Below are 21,634 nucleotides of genomic sequence, written 5' to 3'. Positions count from 1 at the left end.
AGAAGGGCAAAAGCGCCAATCTAACTCCTTATTGCGACAATGAGATCCATGACGTTTGTGCCAGTTGGGCCTGTGATCAGCAGTGCACCCGCGTTATCCAGAAATGTGCCGCTGTCCGCACTGGCCAGATACTGTTCAGCGTCGTCTCGCCAAGTATCACCGTTCACAACGGCACCCGCCGCCAGTGTCGGGCCATCGGTTCCGTCTGTTCCACCGACAACCACAGTAAGCCCTTCGCATCCAGCGATCTCACGCGCCAGCGCCAGGGCCAGTGCCTGATTGCGTCCACCGCGGCCGGGGCTTTCGGGCAGCACTACGGTGGGTTCTCCACCAAAAACCATGATGCCGCTTTCCATCTGTCTCAGGCGCGGGCCAAGCTGTGATGCGACACAAAGGTAGTCATCATGGAGGCATTCCTGATTGCTCAGAACCTTTTGCCCTGCCGCCAACGCCGCCGCCTCGGCGGCAGTGCGCGCATGCGCGTTTGATGCAATTATCCTGGTTGTCGCCTGAAAGTCATGGTGTTCGGGCGGGGCGCCAATACCCGACCCGATGACGCCCAAAGCGTCGCCCGGAACATCCGAGATCGCCAGAACTGTCACCAGTTGACCTTTAAAATGGGACAGCAATCCGCCCCCTTTGATGCGCGACAGTTTGCGCCGCTCGGCATTCATCGCACCAATATCCAATCCCCTGGACAGCAGCTGGCGGTTTAGCCGCTCCAAATCTGCCAGAGTCTTGCCGGGCATCAAATCCTCGGCCAGTGAAGACGCCCCACCGGAGACCAACAAAAGCAGATGAGAGCCTTGTTCCATCTCCTCAACCACATTGCGCAAGGCAGCGCCGCCTTTCAGACTGCGATCGTCGGGGACGGGGTGAGAGGCCTCGATCACTTCTACATGGTCAGGCAAGTCACGACCGTGATCATCTTTTGTGACGACAAGAGTTGGAACCGCTCCGAATTGATGCAAAGCTGCGCGGGCCATGGACGCCGCAGGTTTACCCACCGCTAGAATGTGATCGGGCCTAGGGACATCGGATAGCGCCTTCTGCGTTGCCGTATAGCCGCCCACTGCGTCGACCCCGGCTTGCCAGATGTTGATAGCCAATTCTGTTTGTTTCACTGGTTTTCCACCCAAATTGTAACCGGCCCGTCGTTGACCAATTCAACGTCCATATCGGCGCCGAAGCGGCCTGTTTCGACTGCGATGCCCTGTTCCTTTAACTGCTGCGCAAAAAACTCGTACAGGTATTCGCCTTGTTCCGGGGCGGCTGCATTCGAAAACCCTGGCCGGTTCCCGCGAGATGTGTCCGCCGCAAGCGTGAACTGACTTACGACAAGGGCCGATCCTCCGATGTCCAGAATTGATCGGTTCATTTTGCCTGCGTCGTCCTTGAATATCCGCAGCTTGGCGATTTTTGCCGCCAAATTGCTTGCCTGTTTCTCACCGTCGTCCTGCATGGCGCAGACAAGGACCATCAGCCCTGGTCCCGTTTGCCCGATGATAGCACCGTCGACCGACACCTGTGCACGTGAAACTCTTTGTAATAGGGCGCGCAATTCTTTCTCCCATCATGCAATTCGGCAGATTTAGCCGTGCCAGTGAACAACTTCGTCCAGCCCGGCGCGATCTGTTCGAAACGCGTTCGCGGGATGTTGCTTGTCCGGATAGCCGAACGATATTGCACATAAGATCAACCGATCTTCGGGGATCTCAAAATAGCGCCGCAGGAATGGGCCGTACGATGCCACGGCTGCTTGCGGAATGCTCGCGATACCAGACGCCTGTGCCGCCAGCGTAAAGGCTGTGACAAACCCGCCGCAATCCATCGCTCCATAGGATCCCAGCTCGGCCGGGCTGGAGACGATTGCGCAATGCGGCGCACCAAAGAGTGAGAAGTTTTCCATCATCTGCTGGGCCGAGCCCGCGCGATCGCCTTTTTGGACACCCACGGCTTCATACAGTGCCCAGCCACAGGCGCGGCGGCGAGCTTGATAGACACCGCTGTACGAGCTTGGGAATGGCAGGTCAGGGGCCGGTGCGCCTGATTGCGCTTCTTGTTGCAGCGCCTGACGAAATTTATCCGTTTCTGCGCCACTGGTGACATGGACAAACCACGGCTGCGCATTGCACCAGCTGGGAACTTGCGTCGCGCTGGTCAGGATTTGTGCAATTTGTTTTTTTGGAACGGAATCGGGCAGGAATGCGCGGCACGAGTACCGGTTGTCGAGCAAGTTGTTCAGCACATCCAATGTCAACTCGGCCTCTCCCCACCCGGACGACGCGCAGGATGGCCTCAGACTACCCGAGTTTCAAGGCCCGGCGTAGTGGATTTACTACAGATATTTAGTGCTCGCCTATTGTTGGCCAGTCGCAATCAGATAGCCGGCTGCTGCCGCGACCAGCAGGCCCAATACGACGGCAATGGTGATCTTGATAGCCGACCACGGCCGTTCCCCCTGTACACGCCCTGTCCGCCCGTTCACCACAAACCGATAAGTATCACCACGGTATTTGTAGGCCGCCAACCAGACAGGCAGAAGGATGTGTTTGAACGTCACATCCCTTACTTCAGTGTCGACATCATGGATGCGCTGGCGGTCACCGCCAATATCAAAGCGTACGTCGCGCTCGATCACCCGCGACATGTACTCGCGCGCCTCGGTAAACCCTTCCTTCAGCTCAATCGTATAGGCTTCGGCTCTGAACCCTGCCAGATATTCAGGTTGGTAGGGTTCCAGCGCGGGCAGGTCCCAGGGCTCTAGTGCATCGGTGTAAGATTTCGGCAGCGAGCGAGAGGCCAGAACAAGCACATCGTCGAAAAAACGCGCAACGCGTCCCGATTTCGGTGTCCAGCGCACTTTGGCGACCTGTTGCTGAACACGTTTGCCATCGCGCATAACGGTGCGCGTTTCATAATAAACCACGCCGCGTTCGCCGCGATAACTGGATTTGGTGTCGGCGTCAAAAGTCCAATAGGGTACGTAGATCCCCTGCATCTTGCGCCCTTTGCGCGCGTAGTCCTTCAACCCGTTCGGCGCGAACCACAGCCGCCCCAGCCAGTCGCCCATCGCTTTATGTGCAGCCCTTTCATCCAAGGCAAAGGGCAACACTCCGCGTGGCTTGATATGGCGGCTGACGCCCGTGTCTGTCACGACGGGAGTGGCGCAGAACGGACATTCGGCGGCATGTGTATTCGGATCGAACTCGACCTGAGCAGCACAGTTTTGGCAGGACAGAACACGGGTTTCCTCGATTTCCGCTTCCGGCAACTTGTCAGCGATGGCAGCGTCGAAATCCAGTTCACGCAGATTGGCGCCACCCCACGGGCCGGCACCGATTGCTTCAGAGTGACCACAGTGGTCGCATGTCAGCGTGCCCTTGCTGGGATCGAACCTGTAATCGGCGCCGCATTGGTCGCAAGGAAAGCGATGTTCATCCGTGGTCATTGCCTGGCCTACCTTGTTTTCCGGTCTCGAAGTGGTTGCATTCAGGCTCCGGGCGGTGGCGGTGGTAGGATCGTGAACAGCTGAGCCAGCTCCTGCACATCTCCGGCTTTTTTCCAACCATCCTGCCCGGCGGTCCAGACATGTGTGTCGCGCGTGATTTCACCCTCTGTCGCCATGCGCCCCATCTTGGCTTTCGAAAATGGACCGCTGGTTTGACCATCCATTGCAATGTGCCAGACATGTTCGACAGGCGGAGGGGGCGGCGGTGCCACTTGCGCAGGCGGTTGCGGGGCAGCGGGGGTGGAACCACCCCAGGGCCCCGAGGGTTGACCCGCTGCCATGTTGGACATCTGCTGTGCCATGGCCATTCCCATACCCATTCCAAGACCTGCGGCCATGCCACCACCCTGGCCAGGGTTGGTCGCGGCAGCGGTCATCGCTTCGGCAGCCGAGTACTGGGTAAATTTACCCAGGTCACCCGCAAGCCCCATTGAGGTCCGCTTGTCCAGCGCCGCCTCAACCGCGGGCGGCAATGAGATGTTTTCTATGTAGAATTCAGGCATCTCCAGACCGTATCCTTCAAGAACCGGAGAAACCTCGGCGGCGATCAGTTTACCCAGATCGGCGGTGTTTGCGGCCATGTCCAGAACTGGAATACCCGATCCAGCGATGACCCGACTGAATTCCTGCACGATAATGTTGCGGATCTGAAAGCTGATCTCGTCCATGGTGAATTCGCCATCGGTGCCGACGATTTCGACCAGGAATTTTGCCGGATCCTTGACACGCACCGTATAGGTGCCAAAAGCCCGAATTCTGGTGGGACCGAACTCGGGATCCCGCAGCATGATCGGGTTTTTCGTTCCCCATTTCAGGTTGTTGAATCGGGTGGTGTTGACAAAGTAAATTTCGGATTTGAACGGCGACTGAAACCCGTGGTCCCAATGCTGCAGCGTCGTCAAAATCGGCATGTTATTGGTCTCGAGCATATAGAGACCCGGGGTGAACACATCGGCCAGCTGGCCTTCATGCACGAACACGGCGGCCTGTCCTTCGCGGACTGTCAGCTTGGCGCCGTATTTGATCTCGTGGCCCTCGCGCTCGAACCGCCAGACCATGGTGTCGCGGGTGTCGTCTACCCAATGAATGACATCAATGAACTCTCCGGTCAGAAAATCGAAAATTCCCATTTGGGTTCTCCTGTCCTAGGGGTCAGAGTGACTGACCCATCAATTCGCGAGCGATGATCCGTACCACGGGCCGGGCGTCTTCGACCGTCACACCGGGTTCAAGGCGCGGATCATACAGCATCGTCAGCAATTTCTCGTCATGGCTTGTCAGCAATGCGAACTCGTCATCGTCGTTGAAGATCGACGGTCGCGCGGCAGGGCTGTCATTCGACAAGCCCAGTCCCTGCGCAATCTCTTCGTGAATGCAGCTGAGCCTGACCAAATCGGGCAGTTCAGCCCGGATCAGGGTCACGGCGCGCACGTATTTATGCGGTGCAGCGCGGGTTGCGGAAGCAAAAACAAAACAGTCGAAATTTGCACGCGGGTTTGCAACCAGATCCAAAGAGGACTGGCTGATATTCGGGATTAATTCTTTTAGGCGTGAAACCACGTAACTGCTGTCGTCTTTGCCGGCGAAAAAGACGTGAAAGTTCGCCTTGCGGCTAACCGTCGTTACGGAATGGTCCGTCAGCTTGGCTAATCGATTGACGAAGGCATCGACTTTGGCTGTGTCCTGTGTTCGCACATCCGGCGCAACCGAAGGGCCAAACTCGGTCTGAATACGCACCGGCCCCGCCCAGCGGCTAAGCTGCCCGTCGGTCTGACGCGACCCGATCGAGATCGCGTGATCGGGATATTCACTGTAGAAAGCGATGGCTTCGAAATTTCGAGCCAAATCGTCGGCATCATAGGGCGTGTCCGGGCCACCGCCATCCGTGCGCAATAGTCCGCGCGTCAGAAGATCGCGCTCGACGCGGTCATAAAATCGGGCCAGATCCTGGCTTGCGGCTGACGGCGGGACATAGGCATTTGCCGCAGGTTCCGGCTGTACAGGCGGAACCTGCAAGGCGACTGAGTTCGTCAACGTTTCATCACAATTGGCAAGCGCCAGCAATGACGTCAGCACCAGTGCAGGTTTCAGATGTCCAATTGGCGCCACGCCCAGCCCGCCTTTAGCCCGAAACAGCCGTTCCGGCATTGTCGCCGATTCCGTCGCGCCTAGCCTTTGCGGCGGCCAGAGTATCGCGCAGTTCGGCCTCCATATTCTTCAATTCCACCTCGGCGGCGGCGCGTTTGGCCTTGCCTTCATCCGCAATAGCCAGGCTTTCATTGATAGTACCAATCAGATCCGCATTGGCTTGTTTGACGGCTTCGATATCGAATACACCGCGCTCCATCTCTTCCCGGATCATCTTGTTTGACTGACGCAGATTGGCTGCGTTCGAGGTCAGCAGTTCGTTGGTCAGATCATTAGCACCGCGCACAGCCGCGGCGGCTTCGGCGCTGCGCTGGATGGTCACGGCCTGTGCCAGTTGCGTTTCCCACAGTGGCACCGTGTTGACCAAAGTGGAATTGATTTTGGTCACCAGCGATTTGTCGTTTTCCTGAACCAGCCGAATGGACGGCAGTGATTGCATTGTGACCTGACGCGTCAGCTTCAGGTCATGCACACGGCGCTCTAGGTCGTCGCGCGCTGCACGCAGATCGCGCAGCTCCTGCGCTTTCATGACCTGATGATCCTCGGGTGCGGCCTGAACCTCAGCTTCTTTTTCAGGGATTTCCTGGCTGTCCAATTCAGTCAGCTTTTCCTCGCCCGCTGCGATATAGAGGGCAAGCTCGTCGTAAAACTCCAATGTCTTCTCATAGAGCATGTCGAGCGATTTGATGTCTTTCAACAGCGTGTGCTCGTGCCCCAGCAGATCGTCGGTGATGCGGTCGATCTGGTTTTGCACCTCTTCATATTGCGCCGTGAACTTGGCGAAAGGCGCGGCTTTTCCAAGCAGTTTTTCCCACCAGCTGCGTTCGCGCCGCACGTCCAGTTCACTGACCGAAAATCCGCGGATTGTCGTGACGATGTTGCGCAGACTGTCGCCCGCAGGGCCAACGTCCTTGTTGCGCACATCGGCCAGCATGGCCTGGCTGATCTCTTGCAGTTCAGCCTGCGCGGATGATCCGAAGGATACGATCGAGTTGGTGTTCTCCATGTCGATCTCGTTCATCCGCTTGCGGATTTCTGCTCCGACGGGTTCTTCTGCTTCTTCCAGCGGGACAACTTCGGCCTGTGGGTCGGGCAGGGTGACAGCAGTGATCTCCCGAACCAGAGTTTCGGCCTCGACCGCTTTGTTCTTGATGGTATCGGACATGGGGATAATCCTCGCTAATAAATGGCCGGTCAGTCCAACCGGACGCCTTCGCGCTGCAGCCTTTCGCGCAGCACATCAATTTCCACTGTCAAATCGCTGCGGTCATCCAGCAGCATCTTACGGGTACGCGCGGCAAAATTCTGTTCCAGGTCATCTAGAAGCGCCGAGAAATCCGCCAACGCCTGTGCATCGCGCGTACGCGCGTAAACATCGGCGAACTTGATCGTAGCATCGCGTGCACCTTGCAAATAAACCGTCAGGTATTTTCGGGCTCCGGCCAGATCGCGCGGGTCTTCCTCGACCGTGCGGAACAGATCACGGGCAGTGTCCTGAAACCGTTCGACCCGCGCCTCGATCTTGCGGTCGCCAGCTCGCTTGATGGCGTCGGTCATTTCAGTCAGATGCGTTTCCGCATCCTCGACAACCCGGGCCACGCGATCTTGCTGAAAGGTATCGACACCTTCCATCCCTTTGTCTTTCAACGGATCGAGCCCAAAGGACACCGAATGCAGAACTGTAGCTGCAATACCGAACAAAACAGGAGCAAGAAGGCTGGCCTGCGTGGCGGTTTCAGTATCCAGAAACTCGGTCCGGTAGGCCGCTAAAGCAGCGCCAAGGCCGGTCAGAACACTGGCAAAAATTTTGCGTGGAAATGCGGGGCGGCGGGCCGTGCGGCGCGCGTTGTATGCAGCCTCGGCGCGGAGGCCTTCGCGCAACAGGAACGCGGCGGCCGTAAGTAGCCCGGCAGCCACCAGACCCATCGTCATGCCAATGGCACCATCATTCAGGGACAGAAAGACCAGAGGGACTGCGGGCAGAAACAGCAAATTAGCCCGGGCTCCAGCGGGTTCTACACGTGCGCCGTCGAACTGACCGCGCGGACGTGGATCGTTGCGATTAGGCTCGCCATCGGGGCTGAATTTTCCGCCATAACGCTTAGCCATGGCTCTACAGGCCCCCTAGCAGGCCGGTGCAGACACCGAACAGCAACGCCAGAAGCACTGCGTAGGCCAGTTTTTGCACTCCGGTACCAGACAAGTTGTTTCCCCCACTGAGCCTTCCAGTGAAAATTTAGGGGATGTCAGGCCGTCGCGCTAGGGGGAAGGTAATGTAACTTGTGTCACTTGCGAGGTTTCTTGCCGACGGGCGGTCGCTTTCGTTGCGGTCGTGAAGGGCGTTTGGTGTTAGCTTCTAGTTTGGCCTCGCCCTCAAGCCCAAGTTGGTCACGCAGAACACGGCGGCGGATTTCTTCGACTTCGCCCGGTTTCAGACTGCCCAGTTGGAATGGCCCGTACGAGACGCGCAACAGCCGGTTTACCACATAGCCGATATCTTCGATCGCGCGCCGGATCTCGCGGTTTTTTCCCTCACGTAACCCGATGGTCAACCAGGCGTTTGCACCCTGTTGGCGGTCCAGCGTAACCGTCATGGGTTGAAACCGTTCTCCTTCGATGACCAGCCCTTTGCGCAGCGGTTCAAAGTCTTCGTCCTTGGGGCGGCCATTGACACGCACGCGGTATTTTCGCAGCCACCCCGTCGCGGGCAGCTCAAGCTTGCGTTTGATGCCGCCGTCATTGGTCAGCAGCAGCAACCCTTCAGAATTGAGATCCAATCGCCCGACGCTCATGACGCGGGGCATGTCATCTGGCAGCTTGTCGAAAATCGTCGCGCGCCCCTTTTCGTCGCGTGCGGTCGTCACCAGCCCCGTGGGTTTGTAATACAGCCAAAGGCGCGATGGTTCGGGTTCCGAAACGGGCTTGCCGTCCACGGTAATCCTGTCTTTGGCTGTCACGTTCAGCGCAGGGCTGTCGATCGCCTTGCCATTAACAGTCACACGACCGGCTTCGATCATGCGTTCTGCCTCGCGACGCGAGGCGACACCGGCGCGGGCCAGTACTTTGGCGATCCGGTCGCCGGGAGGAGGGGTGTTGCTCATCCCCCGGCCATAACCCATCTGCGCGACTTGCGAAAGGCAGGTTTCTGAGGCAGTCAGGGGCATGACCTTCAAATCGCATATGAAACAGGCGTTGGACGAGGCGCGCGCCGCGGCGGATCGAGGCGAAGTGCCTGTAGGTGCGGTGATTGTCGCCCCGGATGGCAGCGTTGTGGCAGCGGCGGGCAACCGGACGCGCGAGTTGAGCGACCCTACGGCCCACGCCGAGATATTGGCGTTGCGTGCCGCGTGCGCGGCAGCCGGGTCCGAACGGCTGCCGGGTCATGATCTGTATGTCACACTCGAACCGTGCGCCATGTGCGCGGCGGCCATGGCGGCGGCGCGTGTAACACGGGTGTATTACGGCGCGCCTGACCCTAAATCAGGTGGCGTGACCCACGGCGCGCGGGTGTTTTCCCATCCGCAGGCCCACCATTCACCCGAGGTTTACGACGGTATCGGCGAAGATGAGGCTGCCGAGCTGTTGAAAACCTTTTTCGCATCTCGGCGTTAGCCTCCGCCGGGCTGGCACTCCCGGTTAAAGCGTGATGGCTTTCATGACTTCCGGGTCGATGACGTCAACACCGGGCAGCCCGTCTGCAAGCGCCTGAGCCGATTGTTCGAGGATCGGAAAAGTTTTGTGGTGGCAGGGGATTACGGTCTTGAAGTTAAAGTAGCGTTTTGCCGCATAGGTCGCGCCCTTCATATCCATGGTGAAATGACCGCCTGCAGACAGGATGCCGATATCGGGTTGGTAATAATCACCCATCCATTCCATATCCGCCATGATGTCGGTATCGCCCGAGACATAGACCACGCGCCCTTCAGAACTGATCATGAAGCCGACCTCGGTTCCACCGGTCCGCAGCCCATCAGGCGTGGAAAAGGTCGAGCTGTGAGAGGCAGGCACCATGCTGACTTTCACTCCGTTCAGGTTCACAGTCCCGCCTTTATTGAAGCCAACAGTCTCGATACCTTCGGATTCGGCCCAATACCCCATAAGGTCATATTGCCCGACGACGGGCACACCCAAATGTTTGGCCAGCGGCAGAACGTCAACCACGTGATCGAAATGGGTGTGGGTCAACAGGATATGCGTCGCGCCTTCGACGGCTGCGTCGTGCTGAGTTTCCGGCAGGACCGGGTTGCCGGTCAGCCATGGGTCAATCAGCAGAACCTGACCTCCGGTTTCGATACGAAAGCTGCCGTGGCCCAGCCAAATGATATTCATGAACAATTCCTCCAAAATGCGCTTGGACACAGCCTAGCATCCGTTATGTAAAAATCTATGGACTGGACACGTCAAATTGACAGCTATTGCGAACGGGTGTCGCCCGCCTATTGGGCTGAACCGATCAATGCGGTGACAAACGCTGCATTCCTGATCGCTGCGTTTGTCATGTGGCAAAGGTTGCGCGGGCAGAAGGCGCCTCTGGCCTATCTGCTGGTGATGGTTCTCGCGATCATTGGGGTCGGCAGTTACCTGTTCCACACTCACGCCCAGGTCTGGGCGGCGATAGCGGATACCACGCCCATCCTGTTGTTCATTCTTGTCTATATTTTTGGCGTGAACCGAGACGTCTGGGGGCTGGGCAAATGGCCATCACTGGGCCTTACCTTGTTGTTTTTTCCCTACGCGGCTTTGACCGTACCGGTTTTTCAGCTGATTCCCGGGCTTGGTAGCTCGGCTGGATATGCACCTGTGCCCCTGTTGATTCTGGTCTATTCCTTGCTGTTGCGCCGTCGTGAACCGCAGGTTGCGCGAGGGCTGATGATCGGGGCGGTAATCTTGATTATCTCAATCACGTTTCGTGCACTGGACGCGCCGATATGTGGGCGGTTCCCCTTGGGGACGCATTTTATGTGGCACATTCTAAACGCCGTCATGTTGGGCTGGATGATCGAAGTCTATCGCAGAGCCCTGATCAAATCACACAATCAATCCGGCAGCTTTCGAGCAATATAAAATCCATAGCTGACATAGTTCGCATACCGCTCGTAAAGAGAGATCTCGGCCTGTTCCGCCTTGACCAAAGCACGCGCCTGATCCGAATGTCCGTGCCGCTCCAGAAATTCACTGAATCTTTGCTGCATTGGGCGGTAATACGTGTCTAGCCAACAGTCTGTCGAAAGTGGGAAATACCCCAGCAACGCATACCCATTTGCCTCGAGCTGCGCGATTTTTGCCGAGGCAAGGGCAACCTCGGGGTATTCGCGGTTCCAGTGCTCTGTCAGTTCGTCCGGCCGATTCTGTGTCAGCCAGGTCAATTCAGACACAGCTAGAACGCCACCCGGCTTCAGGAACTGTCGCCAAGCCTGAATCCCGGTTTCAAATCCTATGTTGTAGATGGCCCCCTCGGACCAGATCACGTCCAACTCGGCGTCCTGAAACGGCAGCGCCTCCATCGAGATGGCAAGCGTTCGGATGCGATGGGCAACACCCGCAGCGGCCGCCCGGTTCTCCAGTTCAGCCAGGAAATCGGGCAGGAAATCCACGGCCAGAATCTCGGCGTCCAAATCCTTTGCGAGAATCAGGCTTGCCGCGCCGGTGCCGCAACCGATATCGGCGATTCTGAGGTTTCTCTGATCTGTAAGCCCGGCAAGATCCATTGCGAGCCGAGTCGTAGCCGCGTTGCCCGGGCCTTGACGGGCGCCGCCTAAATGCAAGTCCAATAAAAGCTGCAGATCGTCCATCAAAACTCCCCTTAAGACACCACGCCCGGATTTTAAGACTGAAAAGCTGCTGCCAAGGGATCAGGCAGGTCGAATTCCCTCAAAACTCGCGAACGGCCTTCATCAGACATTTTGAGGGCTGTCTTTTCCACGATGCGCTGAATTTTTTCAGCGGAGTGTTTTTCGGCGAATGGTTGGAAATACCATTTCAGGAAGACGAAGCAGATCACGTCCTCCAACGCTTGAACGTCAGGGTCTCGCTTGATCCCTTGCTTGCGCAACATGCGTCCGACAGCATCGATCTGATTTTCGCCATAACCCGTCTGTTTCATCAGGCCCATGGCAACTTCTGCGTGATAGACACCCTGTGCTTTGCGCCAGGCCAGATACCCCGCGCGTCCTTCCGGGTATTCGGTGCGCTTTAATTTCCACCGCTCAACATGTTGCGCGCGCGCAGCGATTTGCAGTTCCTCCGAGGCATCAGGAAAAAGACGGTTCAGTTCAGCGCTCATTCTTTGACCGTAGAGCAGGGCCTCTGGTTGACCGTCTTCCTGATTGGGGTCCTGTACGTTGGCTGCGTCGATTGCGTCCAATACCGTTTGCTTATGTGTGCTCATGTCCTGCTCCACTGGCTAGCCCACTTTGGGCGAGACTGGTGAGTTCATCCTAGCGGCTTGCAAGGGCAAGTGCAGCACTCAATTGCAGAAATTCCGGGTCGGGGAGGGGGGGACCCGACCCGGATGAAGGACAAGTTTACTTGTCCAGGGGGGATCGGTTTTTCGTCGGTGTTCCAGGGGTCTGGTCGGGAAAAGTAAGATCCGGGATCAAAGTGTTGGTTGTGCCAAAGGCATATGCCGGGGTGCTCAGGGCGACGACGGACAGAGTAACGGCTGCGATGAAGGTTTTCATGTTCACTCTCCGGTTTGCATTGTTTTGCAATACTTGAAATGAACAGTTCAGTTTAGAAAATCAAGGGGCAAAGTGAACTATTTAGTTTATTTTTTGCGAAGCCTGGTTTCGGGCAATGCCGGCCATTTCCAAACCGGGCAGAGCAAGACAGTCGCGCAGCGGTCTTGCAGCTGTTGCAGCAGACGGGTAAATGCCCCCTAACGCATATGAGGGAAGCCGATGTCGATTGACCAAAGCACCGCCGCCAAGGTGGCCAAACTGGCCCGGATCAAGGTCGAGGATGACGCGCTACCGGCGCTGGCATCCGAGTTTAACACCATACTTGGGTTCATCGAGCAACTGAACGAAGTCGATGTTGAAGGCGTCGAGCCGATGGTCTCGGTCGAACCCATGCGCCTGAAGCGGCGTGAGGATGTGGTCACTGACGGCAACCAGCAGGACAAGGTTCTGGCCAACGCGCCCGACGCCCGCGAAGGGTTTTTCGCAGTCCCCAAAGTGGTGGAGTAAGACATGAGCGATCTGAATAAACTGGGCCTGGCCGAGGCCCGAGATGCGCTGCGCAAGGGCGATGTGACATCGGTCGAACTGACCGAGTCCTGTCTGAAGGCGATTGATGAAGCCGACGCACTGAACGCCTTTGTCCACAAAACGCCCGAGATCGCATTGGAACGCGCCAAAGCTGCGGACATTCGGATTAAGGGCGGCGAGGCGCCGTCGATGTGTGGTCTGCCGATCGGCATCAAGGATTTGTTCTGCACTAAGGGCGTGCCGTCGCAAGCCGCTTCAAAGATTCTGGAAGGCTTCAAGCCGGAATATGAATCCACAGTGTCTCAGCAACTGGCCGATGCAGGCGCAGTAATGCTGGGTAAGTTGAACATGGACGAATTCGCCATGGGGAGCAGCAACGAGACCTCGGTCTATGGCAATGCTGTCAGCCCCTGGCGGCGCGGTAATGACGATGCTCAACTGACGCCGGGCGGTTCGTCGGGCGGATCGGCTTCTGCAGTGTCCGCTGATCTATGCCTTGCCGCAACCGGCACCGATACCGGCGGCTCGATCCGTCAACCGGCTGCCTTTACCGGCATTACTGGCATCAAGCCGACCTATGGCCGCTGCTCGCGCTGGGGCATCGTCGCGTTTGCGTCTTCCCTGGATCAGGCCGGTCCGATGACCAAGAACGTGCGCGACGCGGCCATCATGCTCGAAGCCATGTGCGGGCACGATCCCAAGGATTCGACCAGCACTGAACTGGCTGTTCCAAACTTCGAGGCAATGCTGACCGGCGATATTAAAGGCAAGAAGATCGGTATCCCGAAAGAGTACCGCATGGACGGTATGCCCGCCGAGATCGAAAAGCTCTGGTCCGATGGTGCCGAGATGCTGAAAGCTGCTGGCGCTGAGATCGTCGACATCTCGCTGCCGCACACGAAATACGCCCTGCCTGCGTACTATGTGATTGCTCCGGCCGAAGCGTCCTCGAACCTCGCCCGCTATGACGGTGTGCGCTATGGTCGCCGCGCCCAGCTGGCGCAGGGCGATGGCATAACTGAGATGTACGAAAAGACACGCGCTGAAGGGTTCGGCCACGAAGTCCAACGCCGCGTTATGATCGGCACCTACGTTCTGTCGGCAGGCTTCTATGACGCTTATTATAACCGTGCGCGCCGGGTGCGGACGCTGATCAAGAAAGACTTTGAAGATGTGTTCGCGACAGGAGTGGACGCCATCCTGACCCCCGCAACACCTTCTGCGTCCTTTGGCTTGGGTGAAATGACCGAAGCGGACCCGGTTCAGATGTATCTGAACGACGTGTTCACCGTGACCGTCAATCTTGCAGGCCTGCCAGGAATTTCGGTACCGGCGGGGCTGGACGCTCAGGGCCTGCCTCTGGGGCTGCAACTGATTGGTCGTCCGTGGGAGGAAGGTGATCTGCTCAACACCGCCTATGCTTTGGAAAGCGCCGCCGGGTTTGTGGCCAAGCCCGGTAAATGGTGGTAAGCCTCGGGCAGGCAAGACAACAAGAAAACGGAGCAGCGAAAATGCGCAGAATGCTTCTGATCCCGACCATTGGGTTAATTGCGGCATGTGATACGGTGACGCCTGTTTCGAGCACCGGATTTAACACGCCCGATTATCAGGCTCAGCGTGAGGCGCAGTTGACGGGGCAGGGCTTAACGGGCAACCCGCTGGCACCGCCCCCCGTTATTTCAGAGGAACCGCTATCGGCACAGGGCTCGGGCGGGGCAGTGACGCCTCTGACCGGTGACGATGCAACCGACATCGCCAACCAGACGGCCGCCGCGCTGGCCGGCACCTCAGGTCAGGCGGTGCCCGTAGCCAACGCGTCAGCAGTTAACAGCGCTGGGATTTCGGACGAACAGGATTTCGCCGCTGTCTCGAACCGTCGCACAATTGAATCCGATGCGGCCCGCATTGAACAGAACCGCCAGACCTATGAGGTGGTTGCCCCTACCGCCGTGCCGCAACGGGGTGCCGAGGGTCAGCCAAACATCGTGCAATACGCGCTTAGCACCTCAAACCCGGTTGGCACGCAGCTATACAGCCGTGCGGGATTTAACCTGCAAGCCAAGGCTCAACGCAACTGTGCTAAGTTTGCGTCTCCCGATCAGGCTCAGATCGAGTTCCTGTCCAATGGTGGCCCGCAGCGTGACCGAAAAGGGTTGGACCCGGACGGTGATGGGTATGCCTGCGGCTGGGACCCCACCCCCTTCAGAAGCGCTGTCGGCAACTAACCCGTTGCAACCGATCTGGCACCCATCTCCAAATTTCGGCTCGCGCCGTGATGGGCTGACCCCGACCCTCATCGTGCTGCACTACACAGCCATGGACAGCGCCGACGAGGCTCTGGATCGTCTATGCGATCCCGCAGCCGAAGTGTCTGCTCATTACCTGATCGGTACTGACGGCACCTTATGGCAAATGGTTCGGGAGCAAGACCGGGCCTGGCACGCTGGCGCAGGAGAGTGGCATGGCCAGCGCGACATCAATTCGCGCTCGATCGGCATAGAGATGGACAACCGAGGCGATCATCCTTTTTCGGCCCCGCAGATGGCGGTTCTGGAAACCCTGCTGAGGGAAGCCATGGCGCGCTGGGCGATAGGCCCGGACGGTGTCATTGGCCATTCCGACATGGCTCCGGGTCGCAAGTCTGACCCCGGTCCACGTTTTGACTGGCAACGGCTGGAACGCCAGAATCTGGCAAAATTGCGGGGAGATGACGAAGGCCAGCAAGATGCGCACTTGGATGAGTTCCGTGTTTTGGCACGCGAGGCTGGATTCACCGCCGAAGTCGATGACGACGCCCTTCTCGCAGCAGTGCGTCTCAGGTATCGCCCGTGGGGAAGCGGGCCGCTGGCACCCGCTGATTTCTCGCCCCTTCGCCGCTCAGGCGTATCAACCTGATCTACTCTTGACGGCGTTCGACCCAAAGCATACCCACGACCCCGCGCGGAGGGCCGGATGGCCGCTGGGGCACATGCCCGAGAGGAAAGTCCGGACTCCACAAGACAACGGTGCCGGGTAACGCCCGGGCGGGGAAACCCGACGGAAAGCGCCACAGAAATCAGACCGCCCCGGGCTTCGGTCCGAGGTAAGGGTGAAACGGTGGGGTAAGAGCCCACCGCGTCCCTGGCAACAGGGACGGCACGGCAAGCCCCACCGGGAGCAATGCCGAATAGGGTCCCCGCGCGGGCCGGTCGGCGTAAGCCGATACCGCCGCTAGGCACGTCTTGGCCGAGAGGGACCGGGTTGGCAGCTTGAGCCGCGCAGTAATGCGCGGCCTAGAGGAATGGTCATCGAAGGGGGCAACCCCGGAACAGGATCCGGCTTACAGGCCCTCCGCGCATATCCTGTTATCCACCTGGCGGCGTGTATGCACCTGTCAGTGCCGCGGCTTTCTCGGTGATGGACACAAATTCTGATGCGGTCCATGCGCGCACGGTTTCGATTTTGGATACCGCACCCGAGGCCGCGACTGCCATCCCCACGGCAACCGCATCGGTGCCGTCCGGTGCTTCGCTGATGACAACAACGTCATTGCTTCCAGTCGTGATATAAAACGCCAATAGCTTTCCGCCGACCCCTTCAAGTAGCGCCTTGACCGGACCAGTTCGATCTTCGGGTTTTTTCAGCATCCCCTTGACACCAGTGTGCGAATAAGACGCGTATGTAATGAAAACAGGCATTTCCAACTCCTTTTAAGAAGGTTCAATCGGGGCCCGAAATTCGGCCGACCCCGTGGCCGGAATGGGTGCTTCAGCCGGTTGCAAAAATCGCCTGTGCGATCAGCCAGACACCCATGACAGTCAGTGCCGCGCCAGTGACAGGGGTCAACCAACCCGCCCTCGGCAACAGTTTTTCCACCGCAACGTAAATCGCTATCCCTGCAATCCAGTAGAGGTTCATGACACCGCCCACGAACAGCAGCAGCATCAACGCCCAGCAACACCCCAGGCAAAACACACCGTGCGAGGCTCCAACGCGAAATGCGCCCATCGGTCCATGGCTGTTGTGTTCTGCAAGGAACTGAGCAGGGCTTCGGCAGTGACGCAGGCAAGCTGACTTCAGACTGGACAGTTGATAAAACCCGGCCGCCAGCAACAAAAAGCCAGCAAACCCCTTTGATCGAATCGTCATCATCGGGCCATCTGAAAGGCCGGAGTGCTCCAGCCCCCATTGCGCGACCGTGGCGAAAGCGCTGAACACAGCCCAGGCGACCAGATAGCCGGACAGAAAGAGCAAACTGTAGAATGCCGTGCGATCTTTTTCGGGGCCCATCCGCTTGAGCGCAACGTAAAGCAACACCATTGGTGCGGCACTGGGGGTCATCATGGCGATCATCATGATCCACCACATGAGGAAAATAAGGACGGCATAGCCCGCGTCCCAGGAAATACCATCCTCCATCTGCATCGGGTGTCCGATCGGGCCAGCCATCCGGGTCATCTCGACTGCGGACATGTTCATGCCGATACCGGTGATCGTGTACCATAATGCGGCCAGAACGATCAGAAGAACGCAGCCTAGTACAATGGCGCTGTCCTGACGCAACAACCGCTCGACCGACCCGGGACGGGGAGAGGCAGGGTGATGGATCATCGGATCATTCCGATCAAGCGCCGAGCACGCCGTGGCCAGATATGTTCAGATGGGCCAGATGAGCGTGGGTCGCGTCAAAGGTCAGGCTGATCGCGCCACCGGTAGTCTTCGCCGTTCCCGAGGCCGACTCGGCATGGCGATACTCAAACCCGTTTGGCAGTTGAATTGAAGCCCGATGCGGCGCGCCCGAGACGATGTGCGCGATTGGATTGACCTCGAGGTCGAAAACACCTGGAACTTTGGCGAAGCCTGAGCGCTCCTCCCGGCTCCAGTTCAATTCGATGGGCAAATAGAGTGTTTCGTGCTTGGTCGGGGCCATTGCGCTGTAGACGTACCACATGGTCGCCATTTCATCGGTGTCCTCGCCAGTCATGATGGCTTGCAAGGCGGCTCTTTGGTCTTTTGTGGCGCTTTCATCGATGATCAACTGCATCTCGCAGTTGCCTTCGTGAATTGGGCCAGGCCAATAGTAGACTCCGGCCGCGCGCAGGCCGGCCAGATCCGTGTCTCCGTATTTTCCGCTTTCAATGTCAAAAACCACAACCGCTTCGCGGTTGCCATGTGTAGGAAGTACGCTGAATTGGCACGGGCACCCGTAATTGCAATTGCAATTCGCCAACTCTTCGCCCTGAATCGTCAATTCTGTCATGAGATCCCCCCGGAAATGTCGTGCAATGAATTCCTGCTAAGACAGGGTATTGCCTGTTTCCGGTGCCTCTTGCGTCGAGCCTGGCTTTAGCTTCTTTGTGTCGTGACTGCGTGGCAAGGCTATCACAAACTCGTGATCATTCCAAATCTGGTCCCGGGCCTGCTGGAAGGGGGGCGGGGATTTATGATCCGGTGCGGCCGATTCCTGTTGACTCGGCTGAGCGAGCGGGTAAAAGCGCACGCTCATAGGAATTCAACCGAAAGGCCCCTGCCTTTTCGGACGCAGGAGATAACCATGGCGAAGCCGACGACAATCAAGATCCGTCTGAACTCGACCGCGGGCACGGGCCACTTCTACGTGACCAAGAAAAACGCTCGCACCATGACCGAGAAAATGACCATTCGTAAGTACGACCCGGTCGTTCGGAAACATGTCGAGTACAAGGAAGGCAAGATTAAGTAATCTGCCGTCCAGCTTGGACAATTTCAAAAGGACCCTGCCCAAGGCAGGGTCCTTTTTTACGTGCGCTGATCAAGTGTACGATCATCTGAAGAATAAGTTCCGCGTTGATCCAGCCGTTGCAGAGGCGCATCAGCCATTCGGGTAATCTGAACAAGGGCGGCTTGCTTTTTCGTGTGGCGTACCGCTACGCTTCAGCTAACCGTTCCAAAATGTTGACCGTCATGAAAAAAATCTTATTGCCCACACTGGCCATACTGACCCTTGCCGCATGTGAAGATCCGTACAATCGCGAAGGTATCGGTTTCACTGGAATTGACGGCGAGCCGCGTACAATTTCCGATGTTAAAGGTGCGGCGGCGTTTGTCCCCGAGGCTACCAACGTGCCAGCGGAACTTGCCGAATTGCCCACCATTCAGATTGCATCCGACCAGGTTGAGAAGGAAAAACTGGCTGGAGTTGCCATTAACAACGGTGGTCAATCCGTAGCCAATGCAGTGCAATTGACCGGGAGTGATACGGAATTGTATCTGAGCACGGTCAGCGTGAACGGGACGCTGTACGGAGTGTTACGCACAAAAAATAACAGCACCAAGATCGACAATTCCATTGGTTCGATCTTTGGGTCTGAAACGGAGCGTTTCACCGGGTGTCTGCCCGCAGGGGACGTATATGGCAAAGGATCGTCTTCACGCAGTGCGGGCTTTGCAGTGCCGCTGAATTGCAGCTGAAGACTAATACCGATACGTAAAGGTTAACCCCCGTCGCTTTAGCGGGGGTTTCTTTTTTGACGACAATCAGTGGCTGAGCTTAGCGGTCGATGCCAGCAACCTTTATAATTGATGGTACCGTTCGCGGCAGTTCGAGACGTAACAAAAAAGGGCGGGCCAGACTGGGCCCGCCCTTTAAAGACCAAAAGTTGATCCGCGTTATTCGCGGTTGCCCAACAGTTGCAGCAAGAACATGAACATGTTGATGAAGTCCAGATACAGGTTCAGCGCTCCCATGATGGCAGCTTTACCCAGCCACTCCTGATCGCCCGCATGGGCCATCTGCAGATAGGTCGTCTTGATCTTCTGCGTGTCATAAGCGGTCAGACCGGCAAAGATCAGAACGCCCAGAATGGACACGGCAAACATGATCGCAGGCGACTGCAGGAACAGGTTGATGACCATCGCGACGATCAGACCGATCACACCCATCATCAGGAACGTGCCCATACCGGACAGGTCCTTCTTGGTGACGTAACCGTATAGCGACAGACCAGCGAACGCGATCGAAGTGACCAGGAACACCTGCGCGATCGAAATGCCAGTGAAGGCCACGAAAATCCAGCTCATGGACAAGCCCATGACAGCCGCGAACGCGTAGAAGAACAGTTGCGCACCGGCAGCCGAAAGACGGTTAATCGCGGCGCCGAATCCGAACACCATAGCCAGAGGAGCGAACATCACGATCCATCCCAGAATGTTGGGGCTCAGCGTGATGGGGTCACGAAACACTGACAACAGCTGATCGTTGCTGCCCACGGCCCAGGCCACGGCAAAAGTAATCAGCATGCCGACGGACATTGTGCCGTAGACTTTGTTCATATGGGCGCGCAGGCCCTCATCAATCTCGGCAGCGCGCGCGCCGGCCGCCGTCCGGATCGTGTCAAATTGTGCCATATAAGGGTCTCCCTTCAATTTCCTTTGCTCAGCCCGCGAAAGCAGGCCAGCTTCCCAGCAAATATCGGAGAGAGTGGCCTGTCTTTCAAGGGTTTTAGGCCCAATTCTCAGCAAAACTGTCAACAAATCTGGCGGCTTTTTTGATCAAGCCTCCAAATTGATGCCCAACGTCAATCAATACAGGTGCTTGCACCAATGTTTTGGTGCGTCCCAGATTGGTCGTGCGGCCTCAGCATTCGCTTCGGCGCGGGTGATGCCGATATCTTCGAGTGCGCGATCATCGAGCCTCGACAGTGTACGGCGTTGTTTGGCCAGGCTCAACAGACGCCAGATTTTGCTACCTTGACCAGACCGTGACAGTCCGAGTGGATTTGTGATTGCAATTTGGGTCATGATCTTTGCCCTTTCGTGGTTATGTGATGAAGTTGGTGGTTAAGATCAAACTTCTTGATCTATATGGCGCATCATGACATATTTGAAAAATGAATGTTTATGAAGACTCCCATAAGGAATCTTGAAGATGCGAAACTTGGATATCACCACCTTACGATCGTTTGTGGCCGTCGCGGATCATGGCGGTGTCACGCGCGCTGCCGGTTTCCTTCATCTGACCCAGTCGGCGGTTTCGATGCAGCTCAAGCGGTTGGAGGAACTGTTGGACCTTGATTTGTTGGACCGCAGTGGCCGGACTATTGCGCTAACCGCATCCGGAGAGCAGTTGCTGGCCTACGCCCGGCGAATGATCGCACTGAACGATGAGGTGATTTCCAAACTGACGGATCAGGCGTTTGAAGGCGAGGTCGTTCTGGGCGTGCCCCACGACATCGTTTATCCGGCAATTCCGCGCGTATTGCAGCGGTTCAACGCGGATTTCCCGCGCGTTCGGGTGCAGCTGGTGTCCTCGTATTCCCTGCAGCTGAAAGACATGTTCAAGCGTGGCGAATGCGATTTGATTCTCACAACCGAAGCATCAAGCGGAGAGGGTGCAGAGACCGTAGCCGAATTGCCCTTGAGGTGGATCGGTGCTCCGGGTGGGTCCGCGTGGCGCAAGCGCCCGATCCCACTGGCATTGGGGCGCCGGTGCCTGTTCCGACCGCAGGTGATAGCCGCGCTGGATGAGGCCGGTATCCCGTGGGAGCTGTCTGTTGAAACCGAAAACGATAGGACAATCGAGGCAACGGTCAGTGCTGATCTGGCCGTCCACGCTATGCTGGATGGAACAGAGGCGGCTCATCTGGAACAGATCGACTCGGGCGGGACTCTGCCCGAACTGCCTGCGCATATGATTAATTTGTATGGTGCCGACAAAGCGCGAGATTCAGTGGTCGACGCGCTGGCGTCTCTGGTTCGGCAGAACTTCCGATTGGTGGGGAGAACCCCACTCAAAGCTGTCGTCGGCTGA

The 21,634-nt window shown here is 57.4% G+C and carries 27 protein-coding genes and 1 other RNA gene; 10 read left to right on the top strand and 18 right to left on the bottom strand.

The features are described from left to right. Positions 1-20 precede the first annotated feature (20 nt). The 9 genes from AC2TDA_RS13525 to AC2TDA_RS13485 all read right to left on the bottom strand — a co-directional run bounded on the left by AC2TDA_RS13525 (position 21) and on the right by AC2TDA_RS13485 (position 8,823). Positions 21-1,124 carry a glycerate kinase type-2 family protein gene (locus AC2TDA_RS13525; RefSeq protein ID WP_480876734.1) on the bottom strand — a complete coding sequence of 368 codons (1,104 nt, stop codon included), beginning with the start codon at positions 1,122-1,124 and terminating at the stop codon, positions 21-23. After that, positions 1,121-1,561, bottom strand: a complete 441-nt coding sequence (gene dtd / locus AC2TDA_RS13520; protein WP_480876732.1) for a D-aminoacyl-tRNA deacylase — start codon at positions 1,559-1,561, stop codon at positions 1,121-1,123. The genes AC2TDA_RS13525 and dtd overlap by 4 nt, the downstream gene beginning before the upstream one ends. Before the next feature lie 30 nt (positions 1,562-1,591). Beyond that, positions 1,592-2,260, bottom strand: coding sequence for a nitroreductase (locus AC2TDA_RS13515; RefSeq protein ID WP_480876729.1), 669 nt, complete (start codon positions 2,258-2,260; stop codon positions 1,592-1,594). A gap of 99 nt (positions 2,261-2,359) precedes the next feature. Continuing rightward, a complete protein-coding gene (locus tag AC2TDA_RS13510; protein WP_480876726.1) occupies positions 2,360-3,451 on the bottom strand; it encodes a TFIIB-type zinc finger domain-containing protein in 1,092 nt (363 codons plus the stop codon). Positions 3,452-3,492: 41 nt separating this feature from the next. Next, on the bottom strand, positions 3,493-4,641 hold the full coding sequence (locus AC2TDA_RS13505; protein WP_480876723.1) for an SPFH domain-containing protein: 1,149 nt from the start codon (positions 4,639-4,641) through the stop codon (positions 3,493-3,495). Between the two features lie 22 nt (positions 4,642-4,663). Continuing rightward, positions 4,664-5,659, bottom strand: a complete 996-nt coding sequence (locus AC2TDA_RS13500; protein WP_480876721.1) for a DUF2927 domain-containing protein — start codon at positions 5,657-5,659, stop codon at positions 4,664-4,666. Further along, on the bottom strand, positions 5,634-6,824 hold the full coding sequence (locus AC2TDA_RS13495) for a toxic anion resistance protein (RefSeq protein WP_480876719.1): 1,191 nt from the start codon (positions 6,822-6,824) through the stop codon (positions 5,634-5,636). The genes AC2TDA_RS13500 and AC2TDA_RS13495 overlap by 26 nt, the downstream gene beginning before the upstream one ends. Before the next feature lie 29 nt (positions 6,825-6,853). Further along, the gene (locus AC2TDA_RS13490) at positions 6,854-7,768 is read right to left on the bottom strand and encodes a 5-bromo-4-chloroindolyl phosphate hydrolysis family protein (RefSeq protein ID WP_480876717.1); all 915 of its coding nucleotides are present in this window, start codon (positions 7,766-7,768) and stop codon (positions 6,854-6,856) included. A 176-nt stretch (positions 7,769-7,944) separates the two neighbouring features. Then, positions 7,945-8,823, bottom strand: coding sequence for a pseudouridine synthase (locus AC2TDA_RS13485; RefSeq protein WP_480876715.1), 879 nt, complete (start codon positions 8,821-8,823; stop codon positions 7,945-7,947). On the opposite strand from AC2TDA_RS13485, the gene AC2TDA_RS13480 reads away from it, so the two are divergent. Then, complete coding sequence (locus tag AC2TDA_RS13480; protein WP_480848513.1) at positions 8,822-9,271, top strand: nucleoside deaminase; 450 nt, start codon at positions 8,822-8,824, stop codon at positions 9,269-9,271. The two genes, AC2TDA_RS13485 and AC2TDA_RS13480, sit on opposite strands and share 2 nt — an antisense overlap. 24 nt (positions 9,272-9,295) lie before the next feature. Here AC2TDA_RS13480 and AC2TDA_RS13475 read toward each other — a convergent pair whose 3' ends face one another. After that, positions 9,296-9,988, bottom strand: coding sequence for a metal-dependent hydrolase (locus tag AC2TDA_RS13475; protein ID WP_480876712.1), 693 nt, complete (start codon positions 9,986-9,988; stop codon positions 9,296-9,298). A 57-nt stretch (positions 9,989-10,045) separates the two neighbouring features. On the opposite strand from AC2TDA_RS13475, the gene AC2TDA_RS13470 reads away from it, so the two are divergent. Beyond that, a complete protein-coding gene (locus tag AC2TDA_RS13470; protein WP_480876709.1) occupies positions 10,046-10,723 on the top strand; it encodes a ceramidase domain-containing protein in 678 nt (225 codons plus the stop codon). Here the strand turns inward: AC2TDA_RS13470 and AC2TDA_RS13465 are convergent. The 3 genes from AC2TDA_RS13465 to AC2TDA_RS13455 form a co-directional block, all read right to left on the bottom strand. Further along, positions 10,696-11,451 carry a class I SAM-dependent methyltransferase gene (locus AC2TDA_RS13465; protein WP_480876707.1) on the bottom strand — a complete coding sequence of 252 codons (756 nt, stop codon included), beginning with the start codon at positions 11,449-11,451 and terminating at the stop codon, positions 10,696-10,698. The two genes, AC2TDA_RS13470 and AC2TDA_RS13465, sit on opposite strands and share 28 nt — an antisense overlap. A gap of 32 nt (positions 11,452-11,483) precedes the next feature. Beyond that, positions 11,484-12,047 (bottom strand): DUF4202 domain-containing protein, encoded by a 564-nt coding sequence (locus AC2TDA_RS13460; RefSeq protein WP_480848506.1) that lies wholly within the window; start codon positions 12,045-12,047, stop codon positions 11,484-11,486. 136 nt (positions 12,048-12,183) lie between these two features. After that, positions 12,184-12,339 carry a hypothetical protein gene (locus AC2TDA_RS13455; protein WP_480848505.1) on the bottom strand — a complete coding sequence of 52 codons (156 nt, stop codon included), beginning with the start codon at positions 12,337-12,339 and terminating at the stop codon, positions 12,184-12,186. Between the two features lie 219 nt (positions 12,340-12,558). On the opposite strand from AC2TDA_RS13455, the gene gatC reads away from it, so the two are divergent. The 5 genes from gatC (at position 12,559) to rnpB (ending at position 16,205) form a co-directional block, all read left to right on the top strand. Then, positions 12,559-12,846, top strand: coding sequence for an Asp-tRNA(Asn)/Glu-tRNA(Gln) amidotransferase subunit GatC (gene gatC / locus AC2TDA_RS13450; RefSeq protein WP_170325838.1), 288 nt, complete (start codon positions 12,559-12,561; stop codon positions 12,844-12,846). A gap of 3 nt (positions 12,847-12,849) precedes the next feature. Continuing rightward, on the top strand, positions 12,850-14,337 hold the full coding sequence (gatA, locus tag AC2TDA_RS13445) for an Asp-tRNA(Asn)/Glu-tRNA(Gln) amidotransferase subunit GatA (protein ID WP_480876704.1): 1,488 nt from the start codon (positions 12,850-12,852) through the stop codon (positions 14,335-14,337). A 41-nt stretch (positions 14,338-14,378) separates the two neighbouring features. After that, entirely contained in the window at positions 14,379-15,092 is a 714-nt protein-coding gene (locus tag AC2TDA_RS13440) for a hypothetical protein (protein WP_480848501.1), read from the top strand. Next, positions 15,043-15,762, top strand: coding sequence for an N-acetylmuramoyl-L-alanine amidase (locus AC2TDA_RS13435; RefSeq protein ID WP_480878076.1), 720 nt, complete (start codon positions 15,043-15,045; stop codon positions 15,760-15,762). The genes AC2TDA_RS13440 and AC2TDA_RS13435 overlap by 50 nt, the downstream gene beginning before the upstream one ends. Before the next feature lie 45 nt (positions 15,763-15,807). Continuing rightward, an RNA gene (rnpB, locus tag AC2TDA_RS13430) (RNase P RNA component class A) lies at positions 15,808-16,205 on the top strand. A gap of 6 nt (positions 16,206-16,211) precedes the next feature. On the opposite strand, the gene AC2TDA_RS13425 is transcribed toward rnpB, so the two are convergent. The 3 genes from AC2TDA_RS13425 to AC2TDA_RS13415 form a co-directional block, all read right to left on the bottom strand. Further along, complete coding sequence (locus AC2TDA_RS13425) at positions 16,212-16,544, bottom strand: GYD domain-containing protein (RefSeq protein ID WP_480848499.1); 333 nt, start codon at positions 16,542-16,544, stop codon at positions 16,212-16,214. A 70-nt stretch (positions 16,545-16,614) separates the two neighbouring features. Further along, the gene (locus tag AC2TDA_RS13420; protein WP_480876701.1) at positions 16,615-17,457 is read right to left on the bottom strand and encodes a DUF2182 domain-containing protein; all 843 of its coding nucleotides are present in this window, start codon (positions 17,455-17,457) and stop codon (positions 16,615-16,617) included. A 13-nt stretch (positions 17,458-17,470) separates the two neighbouring features. Continuing rightward, positions 17,471-18,106, bottom strand: a complete 636-nt coding sequence (locus AC2TDA_RS13415; protein WP_480876698.1) for a DUF1326 domain-containing protein — start codon at positions 18,104-18,106, stop codon at positions 17,471-17,473. Between the two features lie 294 nt (positions 18,107-18,400). Between AC2TDA_RS13415 and rpmG the strand changes: the two genes are divergently transcribed. Then, complete coding sequence (rpmG, locus tag AC2TDA_RS13410) at positions 18,401-18,568, top strand: 50S ribosomal protein L33 (RefSeq protein ID WP_037309480.1); 168 nt, start codon at positions 18,401-18,403, stop codon at positions 18,566-18,568. Positions 18,569-18,672: 104 nt separating this feature from the next. Further along, positions 18,673-19,296, top strand: coding sequence for a hypothetical protein (locus AC2TDA_RS13405; RefSeq protein WP_480848494.1), 624 nt, complete (start codon positions 18,673-18,675; stop codon positions 19,294-19,296). 198 nt (positions 19,297-19,494) lie between these two features. Here AC2TDA_RS13405 and AC2TDA_RS13400 read toward each other — a convergent pair whose 3' ends face one another. Both AC2TDA_RS13400 and AC2TDA_RS13395 read right to left on the bottom strand, forming a co-directional pair. Next, the gene (locus AC2TDA_RS13400) at positions 19,495-20,232 is read right to left on the bottom strand and encodes a Bax inhibitor-1/YccA family protein (RefSeq protein ID WP_480848492.1); all 738 of its coding nucleotides are present in this window, start codon (positions 20,230-20,232) and stop codon (positions 19,495-19,497) included. Between the two features lie 174 nt (positions 20,233-20,406). After that, positions 20,407-20,625, bottom strand: a complete 219-nt coding sequence (locus AC2TDA_RS13395) for a DUF1127 domain-containing protein (RefSeq protein WP_480876696.1) — start codon at positions 20,623-20,625, stop codon at positions 20,407-20,409. A gap of 127 nt (positions 20,626-20,752) precedes the next feature. On the opposite strand from AC2TDA_RS13395, the gene AC2TDA_RS13390 reads away from it, so the two are divergent. After that, a complete protein-coding gene (locus AC2TDA_RS13390; protein ID WP_480876694.1) occupies positions 20,753-21,634 on the top strand; it encodes a LysR family transcriptional regulator in 882 nt (293 codons plus the stop codon).

It is taken from the genome of Ruegeria sp. HKCCD6426 (genome assembly GCF_057221115.1).
This window is presented reverse-complemented; position numbering and strand designations above follow the sequence as displayed.

Bases quoted from the DNA above. Each gene is read 5' to 3' on its own strand.
- AC2TDA_RS13460 (WP_480848506.1), bottom strand. From the start codon at position 12,047: ATGAGCACACATAAGCAAACGGTATTGGACGCAATCGACGCAGCCAAC.
- AC2TDA_RS13490 (WP_480876717.1), bottom strand. From the start codon at position 7,768: ATGGCTAAGCGTTATGGCGGAAAATTCAGCCCCGATGGCGAGCCTAAT.
- AC2TDA_RS13495 (WP_480876719.1), bottom strand. From the start codon at position 6,824: ATGTCCGATACCATCAAGAACAAAGCGGTCGAGGCCGAAACTCTGGTT.
- AC2TDA_RS13505 (WP_480876723.1), bottom strand. From the start codon at position 4,641: ATGGGAATTTTCGATTTTCTGACCGGAGAGTTCATTGATGTCATTCAT.
- AC2TDA_RS13425 (WP_480848499.1), bottom strand. From the start codon at position 16,544: ATGCCTGTTTTCATTACATACGCGTCTTATTCGCACACTGGTGTCAAG.
- AC2TDA_RS13510 (WP_480876726.1), bottom strand. From the start codon at position 3,451: ATGACCACGGATGAACATCGCTTTCCTTGCGACCAATGCGGCGCCGAT.
- gatA (WP_480876704.1), top strand. From the start codon at position 12,850: ATGAGCGATCTGAATAAACTGGGCCTGGCCGAGGCCCGAGATGCGCTG.
- AC2TDA_RS13395 (WP_480876696.1), bottom strand. From the start codon at position 20,625: ATGACCCAAATTGCAATCACAAATCCACTCGGACTGTCACGGTCTGGT.
- AC2TDA_RS13485 (WP_480876715.1), bottom strand. From the start codon at position 8,823: ATGCCCCTGACTGCCTCAGAAACCTGCCTTTCGCAAGTCGCGCAGATG.
- AC2TDA_RS13465 (WP_480876707.1), bottom strand. From the start codon at position 11,451: ATGGACGATCTGCAGCTTTTATTGGACTTGCATTTAGGCGGCGCCCGT.
- AC2TDA_RS13400 (WP_480848492.1), bottom strand. From the start codon at position 20,232: ATGGCACAATTTGACACGATCCGGACGGCGGCCGGCGCGCGCGCTGCC.
- AC2TDA_RS13420 (WP_480876701.1), bottom strand. From the start codon at position 17,457: ATGATCCATCACCCTGCCTCTCCCCGTCCCGGGTCGGTCGAGCGGTTG.
- AC2TDA_RS13475 (WP_480876712.1), bottom strand. From the start codon at position 9,988: ATGAATATCATTTGGCTGGGCCACGGCAGCTTTCGTATCGAAACCGGA.
- rpmG (WP_037309480.1), top strand. From the start codon at position 18,401: ATGGCGAAGCCGACGACAATCAAGATCCGTCTGAACTCGACCGCGGGC.
- AC2TDA_RS13455 (WP_480848505.1), bottom strand. From the start codon at position 12,339: ATGAAAACCTTCATCGCAGCCGTTACTCTGTCCGTCGTCGCCCTGAGC.
- AC2TDA_RS13415 (WP_480876698.1), bottom strand. From the start codon at position 18,106: ATGACAGAATTGACGATTCAGGGCGAAGAGTTGGCGAATTGCAATTGC.
- AC2TDA_RS13440 (WP_480848501.1), top strand. From the start codon at position 14,379: ATGCGCAGAATGCTTCTGATCCCGACCATTGGGTTAATTGCGGCATGT.
- AC2TDA_RS13470 (WP_480876709.1), top strand. From the start codon at position 10,046: ATGGACTGGACACGTCAAATTGACAGCTATTGCGAACGGGTGTCGCCC.
- AC2TDA_RS13435 (WP_480878076.1), top strand. From the start codon at position 15,043: ATGCCTGCGGCTGGGACCCCACCCCCTTCAGAAGCGCTGTCGGCAACT.
- AC2TDA_RS13390 (WP_480876694.1), top strand. From the start codon at position 20,753: ATGCGAAACTTGGATATCACCACCTTACGATCGTTTGTGGCCGTCGCG.
- AC2TDA_RS13500 (WP_480876721.1), bottom strand. From the start codon at position 5,659: ATGCCGGAACGGCTGTTTCGGGCTAAAGGCGGGCTGGGCGTGGCGCCA.
- gatC (WP_170325838.1), top strand. From the start codon at position 12,559: ATGTCGATTGACCAAAGCACCGCCGCCAAGGTGGCCAAACTGGCCCGG.
- AC2TDA_RS13480 (WP_480848513.1), top strand. From the start codon at position 8,822: ATGACCTTCAAATCGCATATGAAACAGGCGTTGGACGAGGCGCGCGCC.